General features: G+C 49.4%; 10 protein-coding genes. 3 read left to right on the top strand and 7 right to left on the bottom strand.

Translation table 11 applies throughout. The features are described 5' to 3' along the window. Positions 1-48 precede the first annotated feature (48 nt). From ACOIT5_RS14260 to ACOIT5_RS14250, 3 genes are read left to right on the top strand one after another with little or no spacing between them, the layout of a single operon-like run. A complete protein-coding gene (locus ACOIT5_RS14260; protein ID WP_423126828.1) occupies positions 49-951 on the top strand; it encodes a bifunctional enoyl-CoA hydratase/phosphate acetyltransferase in 903 nt (300 codons plus the stop codon). Positions 952-956: 5 nt separating this feature from the next. Then, positions 957-2,042: a butyrate kinase gene (gene buk / locus ACOIT5_RS14255; RefSeq protein WP_423126827.1), complete on the top strand. Its 1,086-nt coding sequence runs from the start codon at positions 957-959 to the stop codon at positions 2,040-2,042. Between the two features lie 50 nt (positions 2,043-2,092). Beyond that, positions 2,093-4,297, top strand: a complete 2,205-nt coding sequence (locus ACOIT5_RS14250; protein ID WP_423126826.1) for a cation:proton antiporter — start codon at positions 2,093-2,095, stop codon at positions 4,295-4,297. A gap of 86 nt (positions 4,298-4,383) precedes the next feature. Here the strand turns inward: ACOIT5_RS14250 and ACOIT5_RS14245 are convergent, their stop codons facing one another. The 7 genes from ACOIT5_RS14245 to ACOIT5_RS14215 all read right to left on the bottom strand — a co-directional run bounded on the left by ACOIT5_RS14245 (position 4,384) and on the right by ACOIT5_RS14215 (position 18,086). After that, complete coding sequence (locus ACOIT5_RS14245; protein ID WP_423126825.1) at positions 4,384-6,465, bottom strand: arylsulfatase; 2,082 nt, start codon at positions 6,463-6,465, stop codon at positions 4,384-4,386. A gap of 181 nt (positions 6,466-6,646) precedes the next feature. After that, positions 6,647-8,074, bottom strand: a complete 1,428-nt coding sequence (locus tag ACOIT5_RS14240; protein ID WP_423126824.1) for a sulfatase — start codon at positions 8,072-8,074, stop codon at positions 6,647-6,649. A gap of 100 nt (positions 8,075-8,174) precedes the next feature. Continuing rightward, complete coding sequence (locus ACOIT5_RS14235) at positions 8,175-10,409, bottom strand: glycoside hydrolase family 2 protein (protein WP_423126823.1); 2,235 nt, start codon at positions 10,407-10,409, stop codon at positions 8,175-8,177. 52 nt (positions 10,410-10,461) lie between these two features. After that, positions 10,462-11,376: a BT_3987 domain-containing protein gene (locus tag ACOIT5_RS14230; RefSeq protein ID WP_423126822.1), complete on the bottom strand. Its 915-nt coding sequence runs from the start codon at positions 11,374-11,376 to the stop codon at positions 10,462-10,464. A gap of 93 nt (positions 11,377-11,469) precedes the next feature. After that, entirely contained in the window at positions 11,470-13,239 is a 1,770-nt protein-coding gene (locus tag ACOIT5_RS14225) for a RagB/SusD family nutrient uptake outer membrane protein (RefSeq protein WP_423126821.1), read from the bottom strand. 30 nt (positions 13,240-13,269) lie between these two features. Further along, on the bottom strand, positions 13,270-16,311 hold the full coding sequence (locus ACOIT5_RS14220) for a SusC/RagA family TonB-linked outer membrane protein (protein WP_423126820.1): 3,042 nt from the start codon (positions 16,309-16,311) through the stop codon (positions 13,270-13,272). A gap of 26 nt (positions 16,312-16,337) precedes the next feature. Next, positions 16,338-18,086 (bottom strand): RagB/SusD family nutrient uptake outer membrane protein, encoded by a 1,749-nt coding sequence (locus ACOIT5_RS14215; RefSeq protein WP_423126819.1) that lies wholly within the window; start codon positions 18,084-18,086, stop codon positions 16,338-16,340. Positions 18,087-18,097: the final 11 nt, after the last annotated feature.

Raw genomic sequence — 18,097 nt, 5'->3', positions numbered from 1 at the left:
TTTTCGTAAGTGAAGCGTTACTTTCACAATCACCATGATTTCAAAAACATGATCAAACATTTAGCCGACATCATCAAACTGGCCCAACAAGGAAAACCAAAGCGGATGGTTCTGGTAAACGGGACAGATGAACACAGCCTGGAGGCTGCCTGGCAGGCCATAAAAACGGGACTGATTGAGCTTACCATTACCGGGAACCGGGAGGAAATTGAAGCCGGATGTCAACAACTGAAAATCGATCCGTCGGTATTTAAACTGGTGGATGCCGAAAATGAAGATACCGCTGCCCTCGCTGCCGTTAAGCTGGTCAACTTGGGCGAAGCTGATTTTGTGATGAAAGGCCTGATCAATTCCGACAAATACATGAGGGCTATACTCAATAAAGAGTTTGGCTTGTTACCTCCCAAAGGCGTGTTGAGCCATGTTACAGTAATTAAAAACAAAAATTATCATAAATTATTAATCGTCAGCGATGTCGCGGTAATCCCCTACCCCGATCTGGCTCAAAAGGCAGCCATGATCAGCTACCTGATTGAAACAGCCAAAGCGTTGGGCATTGAACAACCCAAAGTGGCCCTGATTGCCCCCACCGAGCAGGTACTGCCCGCTATCCAGTCCTGTGTGGATGCCGCCCTGCTGACCAAAATGGCCGAGCGGGGACAAATCTCAGGCGCCTTGGTTGACGGCCCCATGGCGCTTGATGTCGCCCTGGACCCGGAATCGGCCCGGATCAAAAAAATAAACTCGCCGGTGGCCGGAGATGCCGACTGCCTGCTGTTCCCCAACATTGATGCGGGAAATGTGTTTTATAAAACGAGCACCAAACTCTGTCATTCCGAACAGGCAGCCGTCGTTGCGGGGGCCAAAGTTCCGGCGGTCTTGTCATCGAGGGGCGACAGCACACAAACAAAACTGAATTCAATCGCGTTAGCAGCTTTATTGTGTAAATAAATTGCATGAACGAATATCGTATTTTAGCCATTAACCCGGGATCGACCTCCACCAAATTCGCTGTTTATTTCAACGAAGAGTGTAAGCTTTCAAAAGTACTCAGGCACTCCATCGACGAATTATCAAGCTACCAAACCGTGTTGCAACAGTTCGACTTTCGCAAAGGCATGATCATCGACGCTCTAATGGAAGAAGGCTTTGAGGTCGACCGCATCAAACACATTATCGGCCGAGGCGGCCTGACGTATCCGCTGGAATCGGGTGTTTACCTGGTCGACAACCTGATGCTTGGCCATGCCCGCGAAGGAGTATACGGGCAACACGCCAGCAACCTGGGGCCATTGATCGCCGATTATATTGCCAATCAAATTCCGGGGGCGAAGGCTTATATCGCCGACCCGGTGGTCACCGACGAACTCGACGAAATTGCCCGGATCACGGGGCATCCGATCTTTAAAAAACGATCTATCTTTCACGCCCTGAACCAGAAAGCCACAGCTCGCGCTCATGCCCTTAAAGTGGGGACACCCTACGAACAACTCCGGCTGATCGTCGTTCACCTGGGCGGGGGAATTTCGGTTGGCGCCCATCTCCAGGGCCGCGTGGTTGATGTGAACAACGCGCTCGACGGCGACGGCCCGTTCAGCCCCGAACGCAGCGGCTCTTTACCTGTCGGACAGGTCATCGATTTGTGTTTTGACCCGCGTTGGTCAAAAGAAGAAATCAGGCGTATGGTAGTGGGCGAAGGCGGCTACGTAGCCTACCTGGGCACAAACAATGCACAGGAGGTGGAACAACGGGCGGCGGACGGCGACCAGCAAGCCCGGATGATCCAGGATGCACTGGGCTACCAGGTGGCCAAGGCGATAGGTGAAATGGCCGTCGTTTTGGATGGACAGGCCGACGGCATTTTGCTCACCGGAGGCATGGCCCACAACAAGTACCTCGTTGAATATATCCGAAAAAAAACAGCCTTCATCGCCCCCATGTACGTATACCCCGGCGAAGACGAGCTGGAAGCCCTGGCCATGAACGCCTTAATGGTTGCCCGGGGCGAAACCCCAGCTAAAAAATACAATCCAAAAATGTAGTTTTCCCTTTGCTGTTGCCGAAAACGAGTTACAAAACTTATCGTCCTTTTATGACAGTAAAAAAAGATATTTGTATCTTGGAGGCCTTAGCCTGGTGTGAGGTAAATCCGGTTCACACCTGCCATAACGTAAACGAACTGCCCATGATACTCTCGACGATCTTTGGAATTAGTTTGCCGCTGAATGATCCGGTCCTGATTTTTGCAATCATCCTGCTCATCTTACTCGTTTCGCCCATCCTGCTAAACCGGATACAAATCCCTCACCTGATTGGCCTGATCGTGGCGGGCATCATCATCGGGCCATTTGGCTTTAACCTGTTGGCCCGCGACAGCAGCGTCATCCTGTTAGGCACCATCGGCTTACTGTACCTCATGTTTATTGCCGGGCTTGAAATCGACCTGGCCGATTCAAAAAAAAACCTGTTCAAAAGCTTTGTCTTCGGTTTGTATACTTTTATCATCCCGATGGCGCTTGGGGTATTGGCCAGTATTTACCTGCTCGGGTTTAGTACGAACACGTCCATTTTGCTGGCCAGCATGTTCGCCTCGAATACCCTCATCACCTACCCCATTGTAAGCAAAATGGGGATCACCAAAAACAGGGCAGTCAATATTTCGGTCGGGGGGACTATTTTTACCACCGTACTGGCCCTTTTGGTGCTGGCCGTGATTGTTAAAACTTCAATTGGAGAAGTATCCCGGGGCTTGTGGTGGGAACTGGGTTTATCCATCGTCTTCTGTGTTTCGGTGATCGTGTTTGTCTTTCCGCTGATTGGCCGCTGGTTTTTTAAACGGGTCGACGACAATATTGCGCAATATATTTTCATCCTGTGCATGGTTTTCTGGGGTTCTTATTTTGCCCATGTTTGCGGAATTGAACCGATCGTGGGAGCCTTTTTATCCGGTTTAGCCCTCAACCGGCTCGTCCCCAAAATATCGCCCCTGATGAACCGGATCGAATTTGTGGGTAATGCCTTGTTTATCCCCTTCTTTTTGATTGGCGTGGGTATGCTGATTGACCTGCGGGCATTCGTCACCGACTGGGAAACGGTAAAAGTAGCCATTGTTATGACTGTTGTTGCGACCGTGGCTAAGTATGCAGCTGCCTGGCTCACCCAAAAAACATTCCGTTTTTCGGCCGACGAACGGGGCATCATTTTCGGGTTAAGCAATGCCCAGGCTGCATCGACCCTGGCGGCGGTGCTGGTGGGTTATAATGTGATCCTCGGCTACGGAGCAAACGGCGAGCCCATCCGTTTATTGAACGAAAGCGTGCTGAACGGAACCATCCTGATGATCCTGGTAACCTGCACCATTGCCTCTTTTGTAACCCAAAAAGCGGCTCAAAACCTGGTCACGACCGAAGAAATTTTGGGAGAAGACCGGAATAAAGACACCGGCGAACGCATCCTGATCCCGATCCGCAACGAAGGCACCGTGAACGAGTTGGTCAACCTGAGTACCATTGTTAAATCGGATAAAGGCAAGAGTAAACTGGTGGCGCTAAATATCATTACCACCGGCAATACCGATGAGCTGACCGAACGCCATGCGAAGAAAGTATTGGAAAAAGCCATGAAGACGGCCTCAGCCACCGATCATGAACTGGAACCCGTGTTACGCTACGACCTGAACGTGGTGAACGGCATTACCAACGTGGTGAACGAATACAAAATCACCGACCTGATCATCGGCTTACACGATAAAAAAGGGATTACCGATTCCTTTTTCGGTTTTTTAACAGCCGGTTTGTTAACCAACTGCAACATCACCACCCTCATTTATAAGCCCAACCAGCCCCTGCCAACCATTAAACGGCACCTGGTGGTAATCCCCGAACATGCCGAACGCGAATCCGGCTTTTTCGCCTGGCTGGCCCGCGTCTGGAATATTGGTCTGAATACCGGGGCCAGCCTGGTTTTTTACACGACCGAACAAACCGCCGTGTTTTTAAAGAAATGGCAAGATGAAAATCCGGTTGACATGGAAATGAGGATTCTCAAAGGAAACAGCCTGTTGGAAGTTATCAATGACATTCGGCCAGACGATAACCTGATCCTGGTGATGAGCCGGAAAAGCTACGCATCGTACCAGGATTACATGGGCCGGGTGTCTGCCTTTCTAAACAAATATTTCGCCGAAAAGAGTTTTATCCTGGTCTACCCGGTCCAGTTGGGGGTAACCGATAATTTCCCCACGAGTTTGCTCAATACCTCGTTGAAAGAACCCTTCGTGGACGTGTACAAAAATTAAAATAATCCGGCCTCCGGGTTTCCGGCTGACAGTTGTACCTGACAGGCCTCCTGCCTTTTTATCAACGGGAGGCCAGCCGTAGCACTTTAATTCACAGGTGTCAATGTGATTGCATCCAACCAGATTTTATCCTCAACCGGATTGTCGCCCAGGTAAAAGGCCAGCCGGTAACGGCCACTCCGGGTAATCGTTTCGGTTTTGAATGAAAACTGTTTTTCCGTATCACCGATGGAATAATCATGCTGCGCGATCTTGTTTTTCACATTTCCCGCCTGCTCAACACAGACCATTAGTTTGGTGTTTCGATTGGCAATAGCCCGGAATGAAATTTCAAAACCGTTGATCCCGCCATCGGGAAAAATCCAAACAAGAGCGGCATCGCCCGGTTTTTGCCCTTGTTTTTTGACGGTAATTCCGGCCGAGTTGTCGCCGGAAATTTTCCCGTTGCGGTCAATGGCAAATTCGGCCAGGTTGTCGGGGTTTTGAATGTCCCAATCGCCAAAATCCAGATCGAATTCGCCATTAATCTGCCTTTTGTACGCGTTTGAGCGTTCGCCGTATTCGCGTGTGTCCATCGGATAAACCTCTGCATATTGCGCCCATTTTTCCCAGGCGTTATACATGCTGTCGCGTTTTTCAGGATAAATACCTGCCAGATTTTTCAGTTCGGTCGGATCGTCATTGATATTGTACAGTTCCAGGTTAGCGGGGTTGAACTCCTCATTCTCCGGGGTTTTGGCCACAAGTTTCCAGTCGCCTTCGCGCATCCCGATATTGGCTTCATGTTCCCAGAAGATCGGTCCCCTCCCGTTATCTTGCTTCGAAAAATGAGGCGCCAGGCTGGTTCCCTGCATCGGGACAATCTCTTTATCATTCATTTTGTCAGGGTATTTTGCCCCTGAAACCTCTACGCAGGTCGCCATGATATCAGTCAGGTGAGCATAGCCGCTCACGCAACTATTGTTCAATGAGGCATCGATGCCTTTGGGCCAGTGGACAATCAAAGGCGTACGGACTCCGCCTTCGTGAACCCAATGTTTGTATTCGCGGAAGGGGGTGTTGCTGAGGTTGGCCCAGTGGATACGGTAGCTTTCAAAAGTATCGGCCAAGTCGCCGGTCAGGTCCTTGCTTTTTCCGCTCGAAATAAACTCGGCGCAACCGCCGTTGTCGGCCAAAAAGAAAATCAAGGTATTGTCCAGTTGACCTGTTTCCTCCAGCTTTTTGACGATCCGCCCGATTCCCTGGTCCATCGCGTCAACCTGGGCGGCGTAAATGGCCATCCGCAAGGCAAATTCTTCCTGTTCCTCCCCGGAAAGCGAATCCCACGCCGGAACTCTCCCGTCGCGCGGAGACAGTTCAACTTCCTGTTCCCACAGGCCAAGCCCGTATTGTTTTTTCAAGCGTTTTTCGCGCAAGGCGTCCCAACCCTCCTTGTAAATGTCCCTGTATTTTTCAATGTCTTCCTTCAGCGCGTGCAACGGCCAGTGAGGCGCTGTGTACGCCACGTACATAAACATCGGGTTTCCGGGTTGTTGCTGAAGGTGCCGGTCGACAAACATGACCGAACTATCGCTGATGGCATGGGTAAAGTAAAAGTTCTCCGGCGAAGGATATTTTTCATTGTTTGAATAGACCGGCAGCCTGAAATAGTTGCCGGCGCCACCAACTATTCCGAAAAACCGGTCGAAACCACGCTGGACGGGCCAGTTGTCTTTAACGCCTCCGTTATCCTTCCGCGTATTCGACACGTGCCACTTACCGGTCATATAGGTTCCGTATCCTGCTGTTTTTAACACCTCGGCAATGGTCGCCACGTTTTTGCTCAGGTCGCCCTGGTAAGCGGGCGTTCCCATGTTGGCGTTGGTCATCCAGCCCATGCCGGCCTGATGCGGATATACGCCCGTAAGCAGCGACGCCCTTGTCGGACAGCAACGGGCGGCGTTGTAGAATTGTGAATACCTAACTCCGTTTGCAGCCAAACGGTCCAGGGAGGGTGTTTTGATTTCGCCGCCGTAACAGCCCAGATCGGAGAAGCCCATGTCGTCGGCCATGATCAGGATGATGTTGGGACGGGCAGGTCCCTCTGTTTTATTTCCGGTTGAAGTACAGGAATATACGACTGATGAGAGAGCCAGCGCTGTTGATCCAAATTTTTGTAGTTTTTTCATATTCAGTTTACAGTTTCAAGTTCAAGTTTCAAATGATCAATAACCAAATGACAGGCCACTGAAAAAGCCTCAGTCTTACTTTGCCACTTAGGTACTCAGGTACTTTTTTAACGCAGAGAGCGCCATGAAGCGCAAAGTTCACAGAGAGAAGCCCCATGCCCCATGCTGCAATTACCAATGATCAGTGAGCAGTGCCCGATACTTCTTTTCGCCATTCATTCAGCAGCAACTGAAGTTCTTCGGCTTTTTCGGGATGTGCGGCAAACAGATTATTCGTTTCACCAATATCTTCTTTTAAATTGTACAATTCCTTTTCGCCGGTATCAAAAAACTCGATCAGTTTCCAGTCGCCCTTCCTGACCGCACCGGATGATCGCCCTCCCAGAAAATGCCTTTCCTCCAGCGGGTAATGCCAGTAGAACTCCCGCTGATCGCCGGGTTCCGCGTTTCCGGACAACAGGCCGGCAAAACTTTTTCCATCATGCTTCATGGATCCCGGGACCGGGGTTCTGCTTAATTCGCAAAGTGTCGGGTAAAAATCATAGTTGGCTACCGGGATGTCAACTTGCTTGCCACCGGAAATTCTTTCAGGTTGATACATGATCAGGGGTTCGCGGATCCCGCCTTCATACAAGGTACTTTTCCCTTCACGAAGCGGCGAGTTATCGGTTACGCGGCTTTCTCCTCCATTGTCGCTGGTAAAAATGATGATGGTGTTTTTTTCGATTCCCAACTCCTTCAGTTTTGTCCGGATCATTCCCACGCCGTCGTCAATTACTTTTAGCTGGGCTGCCAGATGCGGATTGTTTTTCCCCGCGGTATGGCCGGCAGGCCATTTTTTGTACGGGTCGTTTTCCGGGTTGTTTTTAGAAGGTTCGCTGTGTCCGCAGCCGGGCTTTTTCCGGAAATGGTCTACCAGTTCGGGCTGACCGTGCAAGGTGGTATGAACTGCGTAATGGCTCAGGTAGAGGAAAAAAGGTTTGTCTTTATTTTTTTCGATAAACTCAAGCGCTTCGAGATTCATCCGGTCAACAATGAATTCTTTTTCGGTATTTAGTTTTTTCGGAAGCGAAGGATTAAAATGATAGGGATGATAATATGTACCGCTGCCAATTCCGGCTGTTTCCGACGAAATCACCTCATCGAATCCCTGCCGGTCGGGAAGGATTTCAATGGGAGCATTCTGCGACTTATAGCCCGACAAATGCCATTTCCCGATGATCCCGGTATGGTAGCCGTTCGCCTTCAACGCTTCGGGCAAGGTTACATAGGTGGTATCCAGAAACTGCCCGGCATCGGGACGGAGGTAATCGGTAATCCCAATCCGCGCCGGGTACAGGCCGGTCATCAACGCTGCCCGGTAAGGCGAACAAACGGGCGCCGCAGCATAAGCCTGGGTAAACCTGACTCCGCTTTTTGCCAGACGGTCGAGGTTTGGCGTTTCGTTAAAGGTGTTGCCGTAGCAGCCGAGTTCAGAATAGCCCAGGTCGTCGGCCAGGATGTAGATGATATTCGGACGATCTTCGGTTACCGGCCGGGCTGCGCTGCAAGCCCCGTTCAGGTTTATTAAGCCAGTTGCCAGGAAAAAAGGGTATAGCTGGTTTTTCATCTGTTTATTTGTTAGGTATCCAATTGAATAAGGATAGTCATAGCCCCAACTCTTCGGAAGGGGCCATGACTAAATCCGCAAACTGCAATATACTCCTAAATCAATATGAGTACAAACCAAAATCAAACTGTGCATTCATTTCAAAATCAATCGCTTCGACGGCTAGCTCATTTTTGCCTTTTTTCAGGTAAGCTGCAAATACGCTGATATTGAAATGTTCATAGTGCCGTTTCCCGATAATCCGTTTATCCAGGACTAATTTCCCGTTCAAATATACTTTCACCACGCCATAAGAGAGTATCTTTAATGAAATTCCGTCAGGGACATCGTTCAGGTTAAAGGAACCGACCGCCCAAACCGATTCCGATTTTTTAACATTCAACGGTCCGTTTTTCGTTTCAAAACTGCCAATCGAAGGGTTCGTGAGCCAGTCGGCCGCAGGTTTTGTTTTCGTGAAACGGATTTCATTGCTTTTCACTTCCGAATCGGCAACCAGGTTTTTCACATTTTTCACGTCTGAGGTGTACAGCGGGGCATGCATGATGCGGAGCAGTTCAGGATCAATTTTGATCATTTTCCGGTCGTAGGTCATCAGGCCGTTCACTTCGCCTTCCACATCGGTGGTCTGGGTATAAACGGCAGCCGACAAGCCCAGTTGACGCAAGGGGTACAGGTTGTGCATCAGCTTTCCGTATTCTTTGATTAGTTCGGGCACCGACGTATAGGTGCGGTATCCCCAGTTTCGCATGTTAGGGTTCCACAAATGATTTTCGACCGGCAGGCCAAGCCCGCCAAACTCGCCCAAAACAATGACCCGTCCGGGGTTCAGTCCGGCAGGTTCCATTCCCGGCCCGGGGTACTGGTGGGCATCGTTCATGTGCCCGCAGTTCCGGTCGGTCCAGCCGCTTACCCCGTCAATGATGCGGGTTTTGTCGTAATCCATGCTCCATTCTACTACCCGCTTTGTTTCGTACTGGCCCCAGCCTTCGTTAAAAATCACCCAAGTGACAATGCTGGGGAAGAATTTCAGCTGGTCGATCTCCTGCTTCATTTCAAACTCCCACTGGTCGGCTGATTCTTTCGGACGCGCCCAGTCGTTGGGGGCATCCCAGCTCACATGCTGCTCGGAGCGTTTATTGGTTTCAAATCCCGAAACCATATCCTGCCAGATCAAGAGCCCGAGCGAGTCGGCATAATAATAGTACAACCAGGGTTCTACTTTGATGTGCTTACGCAGCATATTGAACCCCATCTCCTTAAGGATTTCCATGTCGTAACGCATGGCTTCGGCCGAAGGAGGGGTGAGTAAGCCGTCGGGCCACCATCCCTGGTCGAGTGTTCCGTACTGGAAAATGGTTTTGTTGTTCAGTTGAATCCGCTCAAACCCCTGATCATCTTTGGCCATCGAAACTTTTCGCATGGCGAAATACGAATCTACCTTGTCGAGGATTTTACCGCTTTTCAGAAGCGAAACTTCCATCTGGTACAATTCGGGCGATTCGGGAGTCCACAGTTTGGGTGAAGGGATATTGAGCACAAGCCGGGCCGCTGCCGGAAATTTTTTATCGAGAACAGGTTGTCCGTTGCTTGTCACTTTCACACTGATTTCTTCGCCGCCTTTGGCGCCCGCAAGTTCGGTGTTCAACACAAGCTGGTGGTTATCGATGTCGGCCACCGGATACAGCGACTTGATTGAAGTCGGGTTCACCGGTTCCATCCACACGGTTTGCCAGATTCCGCTCACCGGCGTGTACCAGATTCCTTTCGGGTCGAGCACTTGTTTGCCGCGGGCCTGGCTGCCGGTATCGGTAGGGTCCCAAACCGATACCACCAACTCCTGCTGTCCTTTTCTCAAATATTTTGTGATATCAAACGAGAAAGCCGTCGATCCTCCCTTGTGAGCGCCTACCTGTTTTCCGTTGAGCCACACGGTTGTTTCCCAATCGACTGCCTGAAAATGCAGGATTACCTGTTGTCCGGCCCAATTTTGCGGAACATCGAATGTTCTGCGATACCACACTTTCTGATCGGGTAAAACACTTTTTCCTACACCCGAAAGAGCCGATTCGACCGCGAACGGAACCAAAATGTTTCCCTGGAAGCTACCCGGTTTTGCCGAATTTTCAGGGACAATAGCATATTCCCACAAGCCATTCAGGTTTTGCCAGTCGGCGCGTTTCAACTGGGGACGCGGATACTCCCTCCATGCATTTTCAGGCGTAAGCTGTTCTCCCCAACGGGTCGTCAGTTTCCCGGTTACCGGTTTATAATTTTGGGCATTCGCCAATAATCCAAGTCCTAAAAAAAGGACAATACAACTAAAATAACGATTCATAACTAACTAATTAAAATTTCACCTTTTCTCTTTTATCCTTTATCTATTTTACTTAGCGCCACTCGTTTACTCCCTGCCCGTCGGCCTGGATGTCCCTGACCCGGTTTCTGAATACCAGGGTATCAGTCGCTTCACATTCAAAAGCGCCATCGGTATATTTATACTTCAGGTAAAACGTACGCGAAGCCGCATCGTATGAGGAAGTTCCGTTGGGCAATACCTGGATGGCAGAGCCCGGCGCGCCGGAAACCAATACCTCCCCGCTTCCGACAGACGGAGCCTCGACATGAAACGTAAACTTTCCTTTTGCCGGGTCTTTGCTCCCCGCTGTGGCATCGGCTTTTACGACCATTGTTTTGGGTCCGACAGTGGTCAGCTGCTTGATGCTTTCAGAAATGGTCGACGTGTTTTTATAGGTCAGTGTTTCAACAACAGCGTCCGATGTGCGCACGGTTTTTCCCGAATAATAATAGTTCCCGTGTTGTTTGGCCCAGTAACTCACCGAAATGACCATGTAATCTTTTTCTGAGTTGATGGAATCCACATCGGCTGATTCAACCAAACGAAAGGGAATGACATACTCACCGGTAAGTGATTTGGGATCGGCAAGAAATGCCGTTGAATCGATTTTAATCCCGACATATCCCTGGTGTTCTCCTTTCGGAATGACAAATTCGGTTCCGTTCGACAAGGTATAGTAGCTTGCCGGCATGACGGTTTTTGTACCGTCGGTGACCACAGCCGGATCGATTACGTATTTCACGACCCGTTCTTTATTGTTATTCACCAGGCCGGAGAACATGATGCCGGCCTTCAGGTTTAAGCCTTCGCCCACGACAATGTTTCGATTATAGTTCTGATTGTAAAAATAGGCCAATGTTTTGTCAAAAGACACCACATCCTCCTCAAACCCGCATGAACTAAGGACAGCGAGCAAAATCACCAAAATATACTTATCTGTTTTCATACGATAATAATTTGCTTTTTAATAAAAGTCTCCGAGTTCAGTTTCCAGGTTCAGTAAAAAACTGATTACCGGGCAACTGCAAACTCAATATCATTATTCCCACCCCTTATTCTGGATCAATGCCGGAGCATTATAGAGTTCGTCGTAAGGAAGTGGCATATACAGGGAATTGAACAAGCGTTTTTCTAGTTGTATGTTCATATCATAAGTATACGCGCCGGTTGGATCTTTAACGATCTTCACGCCTTTCACCGGAACATTCACCCCCGAAAGGTCCTCGGAGGGTTCCCATCTGCGGATATCCCAGAAATAATGGCCTTCGAAACTCAGTTCAATTCTTCGCTCATTGCGGACCAGCGCCCTGAAAAGAGACTCGTCATTGACAGCTATGGTGTTCATGTATTCGTTGCCCGAGCCATAACGTTTGTGGATCCGCTCGATTATAGTTGCCGCAGTAAACCCGTAAGCCTTTGGATCTGCTTTGGCGCCCCAGGCTTCAAATGCCGCTTCGGCGTAATTGAGGTATAACTCGGGGGTGCCTAAATGAATGGCAGCTCTCGCGGTACCTGTCAGCTGACCGGGAACCAGGTTTACGCTCCCGTATTTGAGCAGCTTTTTCAGGTAATAGCCCGAACGTGAGGTGCTGATTGAAGGATTGAACGCGTCAACCCCGCCTTCGAAAGTCTCTATTTTATGGTAGTTGGAAGCTCCCATTGAGGTTCCGTTCAGGGCCACAAAGAGGTTGAGTCGCGGGTCGCGGTTCAGGTACGGCTCGCTTGCCGCGTATAAGGCGCTTTGAGTGATCGGGTAACCCGATTTATCCGGGAAAGCATCCACAAAATTCTGTGAAGGATTTACCAGCCCGCTTCCGTACATTGAGGGAGGGTAATTACTGTTTTCAAGCGCCCGGTTGCCACTCTGTACAGCTCCCCTGAAGATGACATCGCGGATATTGTACGCTTTATTGTTCAGCTGATTAAAATAGTAATTGTCGATGGTCGGAAGGTCTTTTAAGCCACCGATGGCCTTTAGCGCGTCGCCGGCTGCTGTCGCCGCTTTTTCCCATTTGGTCAGATCGTTTTCGGGATTAAAAGCAGGACTTGCAGCATACAACAACACCCGCGCTTTTAATGCCATCGCCGCAATGCCGTTCGCCCGCCCGTTCATGGTGGCTCCCAAAACAGCATTGGTTCCCGTGTATTCAACCGGCAAATACTTTTTGGCACTGTCGCAATCGTTGACAATCTGATCGACGCACTGCTGATAGGTGTTCCTCGGCAGGTTCAGGTTGTCTTCCACAAACAACACATCGGTCACAACCGGAACACCTAAGAACTCGTTGTTGACAGCTTTGCCGCCGTACCTTTTCAGCAGGTCTGCCTCGTAGTAAGCCCTCAGAAAATAGGCTTCACCCAGCATCCGGTAGAAGGTATTGATGTTGTCGATACTGTCGGCAACTGTCCCCAGTTTGACAAACCGGACCGGGGTTAAAAAAGGCTTTGTTCCGGTGTCATCCAGGACCATCTTTTCAAGAAACTGGTTAATTCGCCTGATTTGGCGGTATGCGTTAACCCAGTTTGCTACGGGGTTCATGTTCGGCCGCAATGCGCCTGTTCCCATCTTCAAATAGTCTGAACTGTAATTATTGGTTACGGCATTGTCGGTTGCACAATCCAGCATGTAATCAAATTCAGTCGGTATGGTGCCGTACACCGTATTGAGGACACCGTTAAAATAGGCATCGTTTCCAAAAACCTGTTCTTCTGTCAACGATCCATCTAACGAAGGGTCCAGGTATTCCGAACAACCAAAAGTTATCGCAAGTATGAGACAGGATATGCTGTATTTAAACAAATTTTTCATTTTTGTCGATTTTACTATGGTTCATATGATCTAAAAAGAAACTGAAACCCCTGCTGAAAAGGTCGAACACAAGGGGAAGTTGCCGATCCCCGCATTCAGGTTTTCAGGATCCAGGTCTTTAATTTTAGATAAGGTTAACAGGTTATATCCCCTGGTAAACAGCTTAACATCATTCACCCCAACCTTTTGCGTCAGTTTGTGTGGCAGGGTATAGCCCAGTTCCACGTTCCGCAGCTTCATAAAAGCGCTGTTAACAATCCAGTAGGTTGAATTCACGAAGTTGTTTTCATAAGAAAATGCCGACAACTGCGGATGTGCATTGCCATTTGGCAGACCGTCAATGACTACCTGCGAATATTTCCTGTTTCCGTAAATCTGGTAATACTGGGTATTCAGCAAACGGTTATACTTGCCATATCCCATCACCAAAACACTCAGGTTAAATCCTTTGTATTTGAGGTCGATATTGAAGCCGTACTGGAGCCGGGGACTTGAATTTCCAATCTCGTCGCGGTCGCGCTCGTCAACATACCCATCTTTGTTGGCGTCGGCATATTTGATGTCGCCGGGTCTGACCGGGCCAAACATTTGCAGAGGAGAATCCTCAATATCAGCCTGATCTTTGAATACGCCGATCGCTTCGAGTCCCATAATGGCATCAACCGGGCGTCCGACGGTTATTAATCCGTTAAAGGTATCGGACGGATAGGCAGGTTCCCCGTCTTTTATCCGCTTCGATATTCCGTAAGTCATATTCGCACCGAAACTAAACTGAAGATCTCCGAAATAGCGGTCGTACCACAGTTCGCCTTCAACCCCCTGCAGTCCGAATTTTTTGAAGTTCCAGAACGGGAGTGCTTCATTTTTACCGATCACTCCGGGAATGATGTTCCCGCGGTCGCCGATAAAATCATCGTTTATATTATTGAAATACCCCAGGCTCAGGCGGCTTGTCCGGTTAAACATAACAGCGTCGATTCCCGCGTTGAACTCGTAACTCTTTTGGAAGCCGAGGTTCGGGTTACCCGTACGGTCGAGCGATACCAGGTAATTGTCTCCGTTCATGTCGATGGTTCCGTTTTGTCGCCATACATCCCGGTACAGGTGGGTTGCAAAACCGCCTTCGGCGGTGTAGGTTGTCGATCCCAGTACACCATAAGATGCGCGTAATTTTAACAGATCGAGGAAACCGGCGCCCGACAGGAAATCTTCCTCCGACAGGATCCAGCCGGCGCCCACTGCAGGAAAGTACCCGTAACGGTTGTCTTTCGAGAATGAGGTCACCCCTACCCGGTTTATATTGGCTTCAATAATATATTTATCCGCTATCATATCGCTCAGGTGCAAGCCCAGGTTCTGCCGCCGCGGGTCTTCGTGAACATTGCGGATCTCATTTCGTGACTGGTAAAAGTTCAGCAGCCCTTTAATCTCATGCTTCCCGAATGTCCGGTCATAATTGGCAGTTACATTAACCGCGTAATTTCGCTGAACTTCGGCTCCCGATCGCGACTGGCTGGTTGCCTGGGTGGTGGTTCCCCACCGGTTAAAGCCCAGTGTTCCTGTTGACTGATCGTAAACGGGTTCATATACGGTAAACGTAGCTGCCTTGGTCGCTGTTTCCACATTGTAAACATCGAACGACACAAAAGGTCTCACTTTCAGCCCTTTTATCCATTCGTTAAAATCAAAGGTCAGCCCAAAATCAGACTGGATGTAAGTGTACCTGCGTTCGGCATAACCTCTTCCGGTAAGCAAGCCATACGGGTTATTCTGTTTTTCAGCCGTACCGCCAATCACATACTGGTCAGGCGCGCCAACCATTGCTCCGGGAATTAAAATCGGGTAATCGTTCGGATGATGTGCCGCCAATGGCGCAAAGAAGTTCTGGGTTGAAATATTGGGCCACTCTTTCACCTGCGACGCCCCGTTGAAACCGGCATTCATCGTGATAAAATCAAGCACATCCATATCAATAGACGTCCTGACGGTGAAAATATCATCCGCATTGGGATATTGGGTATGCTTCTCCAATCCCCCGTTTCCCTGGTAACCGATGTGCGCAAAGTACCGGGAATGATCATTTCCTCCGCTTAACTGGGTATTAATGCGCGTCATGCTGAAGGTTTTGTTCAGAAATTCTTTATAAAAATCAACATCGGGATAACGGATCGGGTCGGTGTGGTTTTTATAAGCGTCGAGCGCTGCCTGATCGTACAGAGGCGCGTAACCATCGTTGGCCAACGCCTGGTTGTAGTAGGTGGCATAATCATACGAATTCAGGAACTCCGGCAAACGGGAGGGGGTCTGAATCCCTCGTTCGACATTTACCCGGACACTGTTTTCGTAGGCTTTACCCCGTTTGGTGGTGATCAGCAAGATTCCGTTGGCCTGCAAGCCGCCGTACATCGCTTTCATGGTGGCGTCTTTTAACAGTTCCACACTTTCAATCACTTCCGGCTCAATATATTCCAGCGTACGTTCCACGCCGTCAACAATGGTGATGTAATCGCCCCAGCCCCCGCGTACATACATGGTGTGGTTGGTCCATCCGGGAACCAAGGTGTTTTGCATCTGGAATAAACCGTTTAACCGGCCTCCCAGCGTACTCTGGATCGACATGGCGGGGGTATTTTGCAGCTTTTCTCCCTTTACGGTTGAATAGGCGCCTACGCTCCTTCTTTCGGTGGTGTATCCAAAAGGCAGCGCCACCTGGTTATTCCCGCCGTTTAACACCTTCTCCCGTACCAGGACAATTTTCCCGTCCTGCAACTCTTCATCCGTCGGATTGATGGTTTTTGTCTGGTAGCCATCTGCTTTAATGACCAGCATATCATTTGTTGAGCTCGCAAACTTAAATCCCCCATCTGAACCAGTGCTGGTATAAATCCTTGACAGGGAAGAATAAACCCTGGCGCCGGGGACAGGTTTTCCGGAATCGTCAACCACCTTTGCATCCAAGGCCATTTTGATGACAGTTGCCTTTTTCGTATTCTTGTTTTGCGCGGTTAATGTAAATCCCTGACACAAAAACAAAAAGCAAAATACGACAAGTATATTTCTGTATAAGTTCATATCCGTGTTTTTTATGGTTAAGAAAATTACCATCCCGGGTTTTGTTTAAAATTCGGCCCAATGTTGGTATCATCCAATTTGATTACAAACAGGTAATGTCTTTCTTCAAAAACCCGTTGTTTATATAACCTGGGGGTATATCTGAACCCGGTTGGATGAGTTGCGTCTTTCGCCACTTTTGCAATTTCCATCTTCCAGATGTCCCTGTTTTCGGGAAGGTGTGCAATATACCACCTGCGGATGTCAAACAGGCGATTGTCTTCGAAGCAAAGTTCCACGCGCCGTTCATTCCTGACCCGTTCTCTGAAATCGTCTTTATTCAGGAATTTGGAAGCCACATCGGGCATCTGCGCCCTGGTCCGTACGATATTGACCGCCTCTTCAGCGGAATATTTGCAGGCGGTATTACGCTGTGTCGGCGAAGCCCAGGCTTCGTTGGCCGCTTCGGCAAACAGCAGGTAAACTTCCGACATGCGAATCTCAGGATAGTGCATATCAAGGTTCGCATTGAAGGTACGCCCCATCCACTTGTTGTTGTAATAGCCGGTTTTGGTGTAACCCATGCTTACCTGACCTGCCGTATAAACCAAATCGGTTGAGCCGAAGGTGGCCGGGGTTTTTGTTTCGTCTTTGTCGAATATTTGCATGGTCCGGCCCATCACAACCTGCTGGTTGCGGATAATTGATTCGGCAAAACGGGGATCGCGGCCGGCATAAGGATCCTGGGGATTGTAACCCGATGCAGGGTCAGACACCGGCAGACCGGTAGCCTGCATTTCGAAACAATCGACCAGCGTTTGGTTCGGGGCCGTTGCATACTGTCCGGATAACTGGCCCGGCGGACGATACCGCTGCTTGTACGAGTTGGATCCCCAAGTGTGGTCATAACGGCGCCCATACAGAATTTCTTTGGTATATACTTCTTCTTCATTCTCTTTAAAGATGTAATAATATTTATCGATCGGGGCTAACCCGTAATCATTCGCCTCGGCTAAGCGGATTGCTTCATCGGCTGCAAGGGCGGCATCGTCCCACAAATCGTTCCGGGCGCCTGGCTGCATGGTGGCAAACTCGCTGGCTGCATAGACCAGCGCTTTCGCTTTAAATGCAAGCGCGGCTACCTGTGTCGGGCGGCCCCAGTCGCTTTCTGCAATAACCGGTTCGAGATACATCGCGGCGCTGTCGAGGTCGGCAGCAGCCAAAAGCATTGTTTCCTGGTACGATAACCTCGGTACGTCCATGTTCTCGTCTGCACCGATCGGTTTGTAAAAATAAGGCATCCCTCCCCAGCGGCGGGTCAGCTCAAAATAACAGTACCCTCTGAAAAAATAGCTGGTGCCCAATATCCGGTTTCTTGATTTTACACTACCCGGGTATTGGTCGATGTTTTTGATACATACGTTGGCAACACGAACCAAAGACCATATTCGCGACCAGGTTCCGTTATTGGCCATCACGGCGGGATCTGCCGTTCTCATCGAATAGAAATCGCCTGTCGCCGCCAATACCGAAGGAACTCCGGTCCAGTCGGCCCCCGATATCGAGTTATCTGACACATCGTCGAAATCGCCCAACGGCCGTGTATCGTTCCGGTGGCGTTTCAACAAGGGCGTCACAATTAATTTATCGTTGAAATTCTTAAAATTCACCGAGTCCTGAAAAACAGCCGCATCATCATATCCGTCAGATTCTGCCATCTTATCCAGGTAATCGCTTTCACAGGAAGCGAAAAGCATTCCTAACATAACGATAATTGGTATGATATATATTTTCATAATCGTAGCTT

The organism is Gaoshiqia hydrogeniformans (assembly GCF_049347105.1).
In the GTDB taxonomy this organism is placed as follows: Bacteria; Bacteroidota; Bacteroidia; order Bacteroidales; family Prolixibacteraceae; genus Gaoshiqia; species Gaoshiqia hydrogeniformans.
The sequence above is the reverse complement of the archived record's forward strand: the minus strand, read 5'-3'. Positions and strand labels throughout refer to the sequence as shown.

What these genes read in the sequence shown, in the direction of transcription:
- ACOIT5_RS14260 (WP_423126828.1), top strand. Translation starts at nt 49, where the DNA reads ATGATCAAACATTTAGCCGACATCATCAAACTGGCCCAACAAGGAAAA.
- buk (WP_423126827.1), top strand. Translation starts at nt 957, where the DNA reads ATGAACGAATATCGTATTTTAGCCATTAACCCGGGATCGACCTCCACC.
- ACOIT5_RS14250 (WP_423126826.1), top strand. Translation starts at nt 2,093, where the DNA reads ATGACAGTAAAAAAAGATATTTGTATCTTGGAGGCCTTAGCCTGGTGT.
- ACOIT5_RS14245 (WP_423126825.1), bottom strand. Translation starts at nt 6,465, where the DNA reads ATGAAAAAACTACAAAAATTTGGATCAACAGCGCTGGCTCTCTCATCA.
- ACOIT5_RS14240 (WP_423126824.1), bottom strand. Translation starts at nt 8,074, where the DNA reads ATGAAAAACCAGCTATACCCTTTTTTCCTGGCAACTGGCTTAATAAAC.
- ACOIT5_RS14235 (WP_423126823.1), bottom strand. Translation starts at nt 10,409, where the DNA reads ATGAATCGTTATTTTAGTTGTATTGTCCTTTTTTTAGGACTTGGATTA.
- ACOIT5_RS14230 (WP_423126822.1), bottom strand. Translation starts at nt 11,376, where the DNA reads ATGAAAACAGATAAGTATATTTTGGTGATTTTGCTCGCTGTCCTTAGT.
- ACOIT5_RS14225 (WP_423126821.1), bottom strand. Translation starts at nt 13,239, where the DNA reads ATGAAAAATTTGTTTAAATACAGCATATCCTGTCTCATACTTGCGATA.
- ACOIT5_RS14220 (WP_423126820.1), bottom strand. Translation starts at nt 16,311, where the DNA reads ATGAACTTATACAGAAATATACTTGTCGTATTTTGCTTTTTGTTTTTG.
- ACOIT5_RS14215 (WP_423126819.1), bottom strand. Translation starts at nt 18,086, where the DNA reads ATGAAAATATATATCATACCAATTATCGTTATGTTAGGAATGCTTTTC.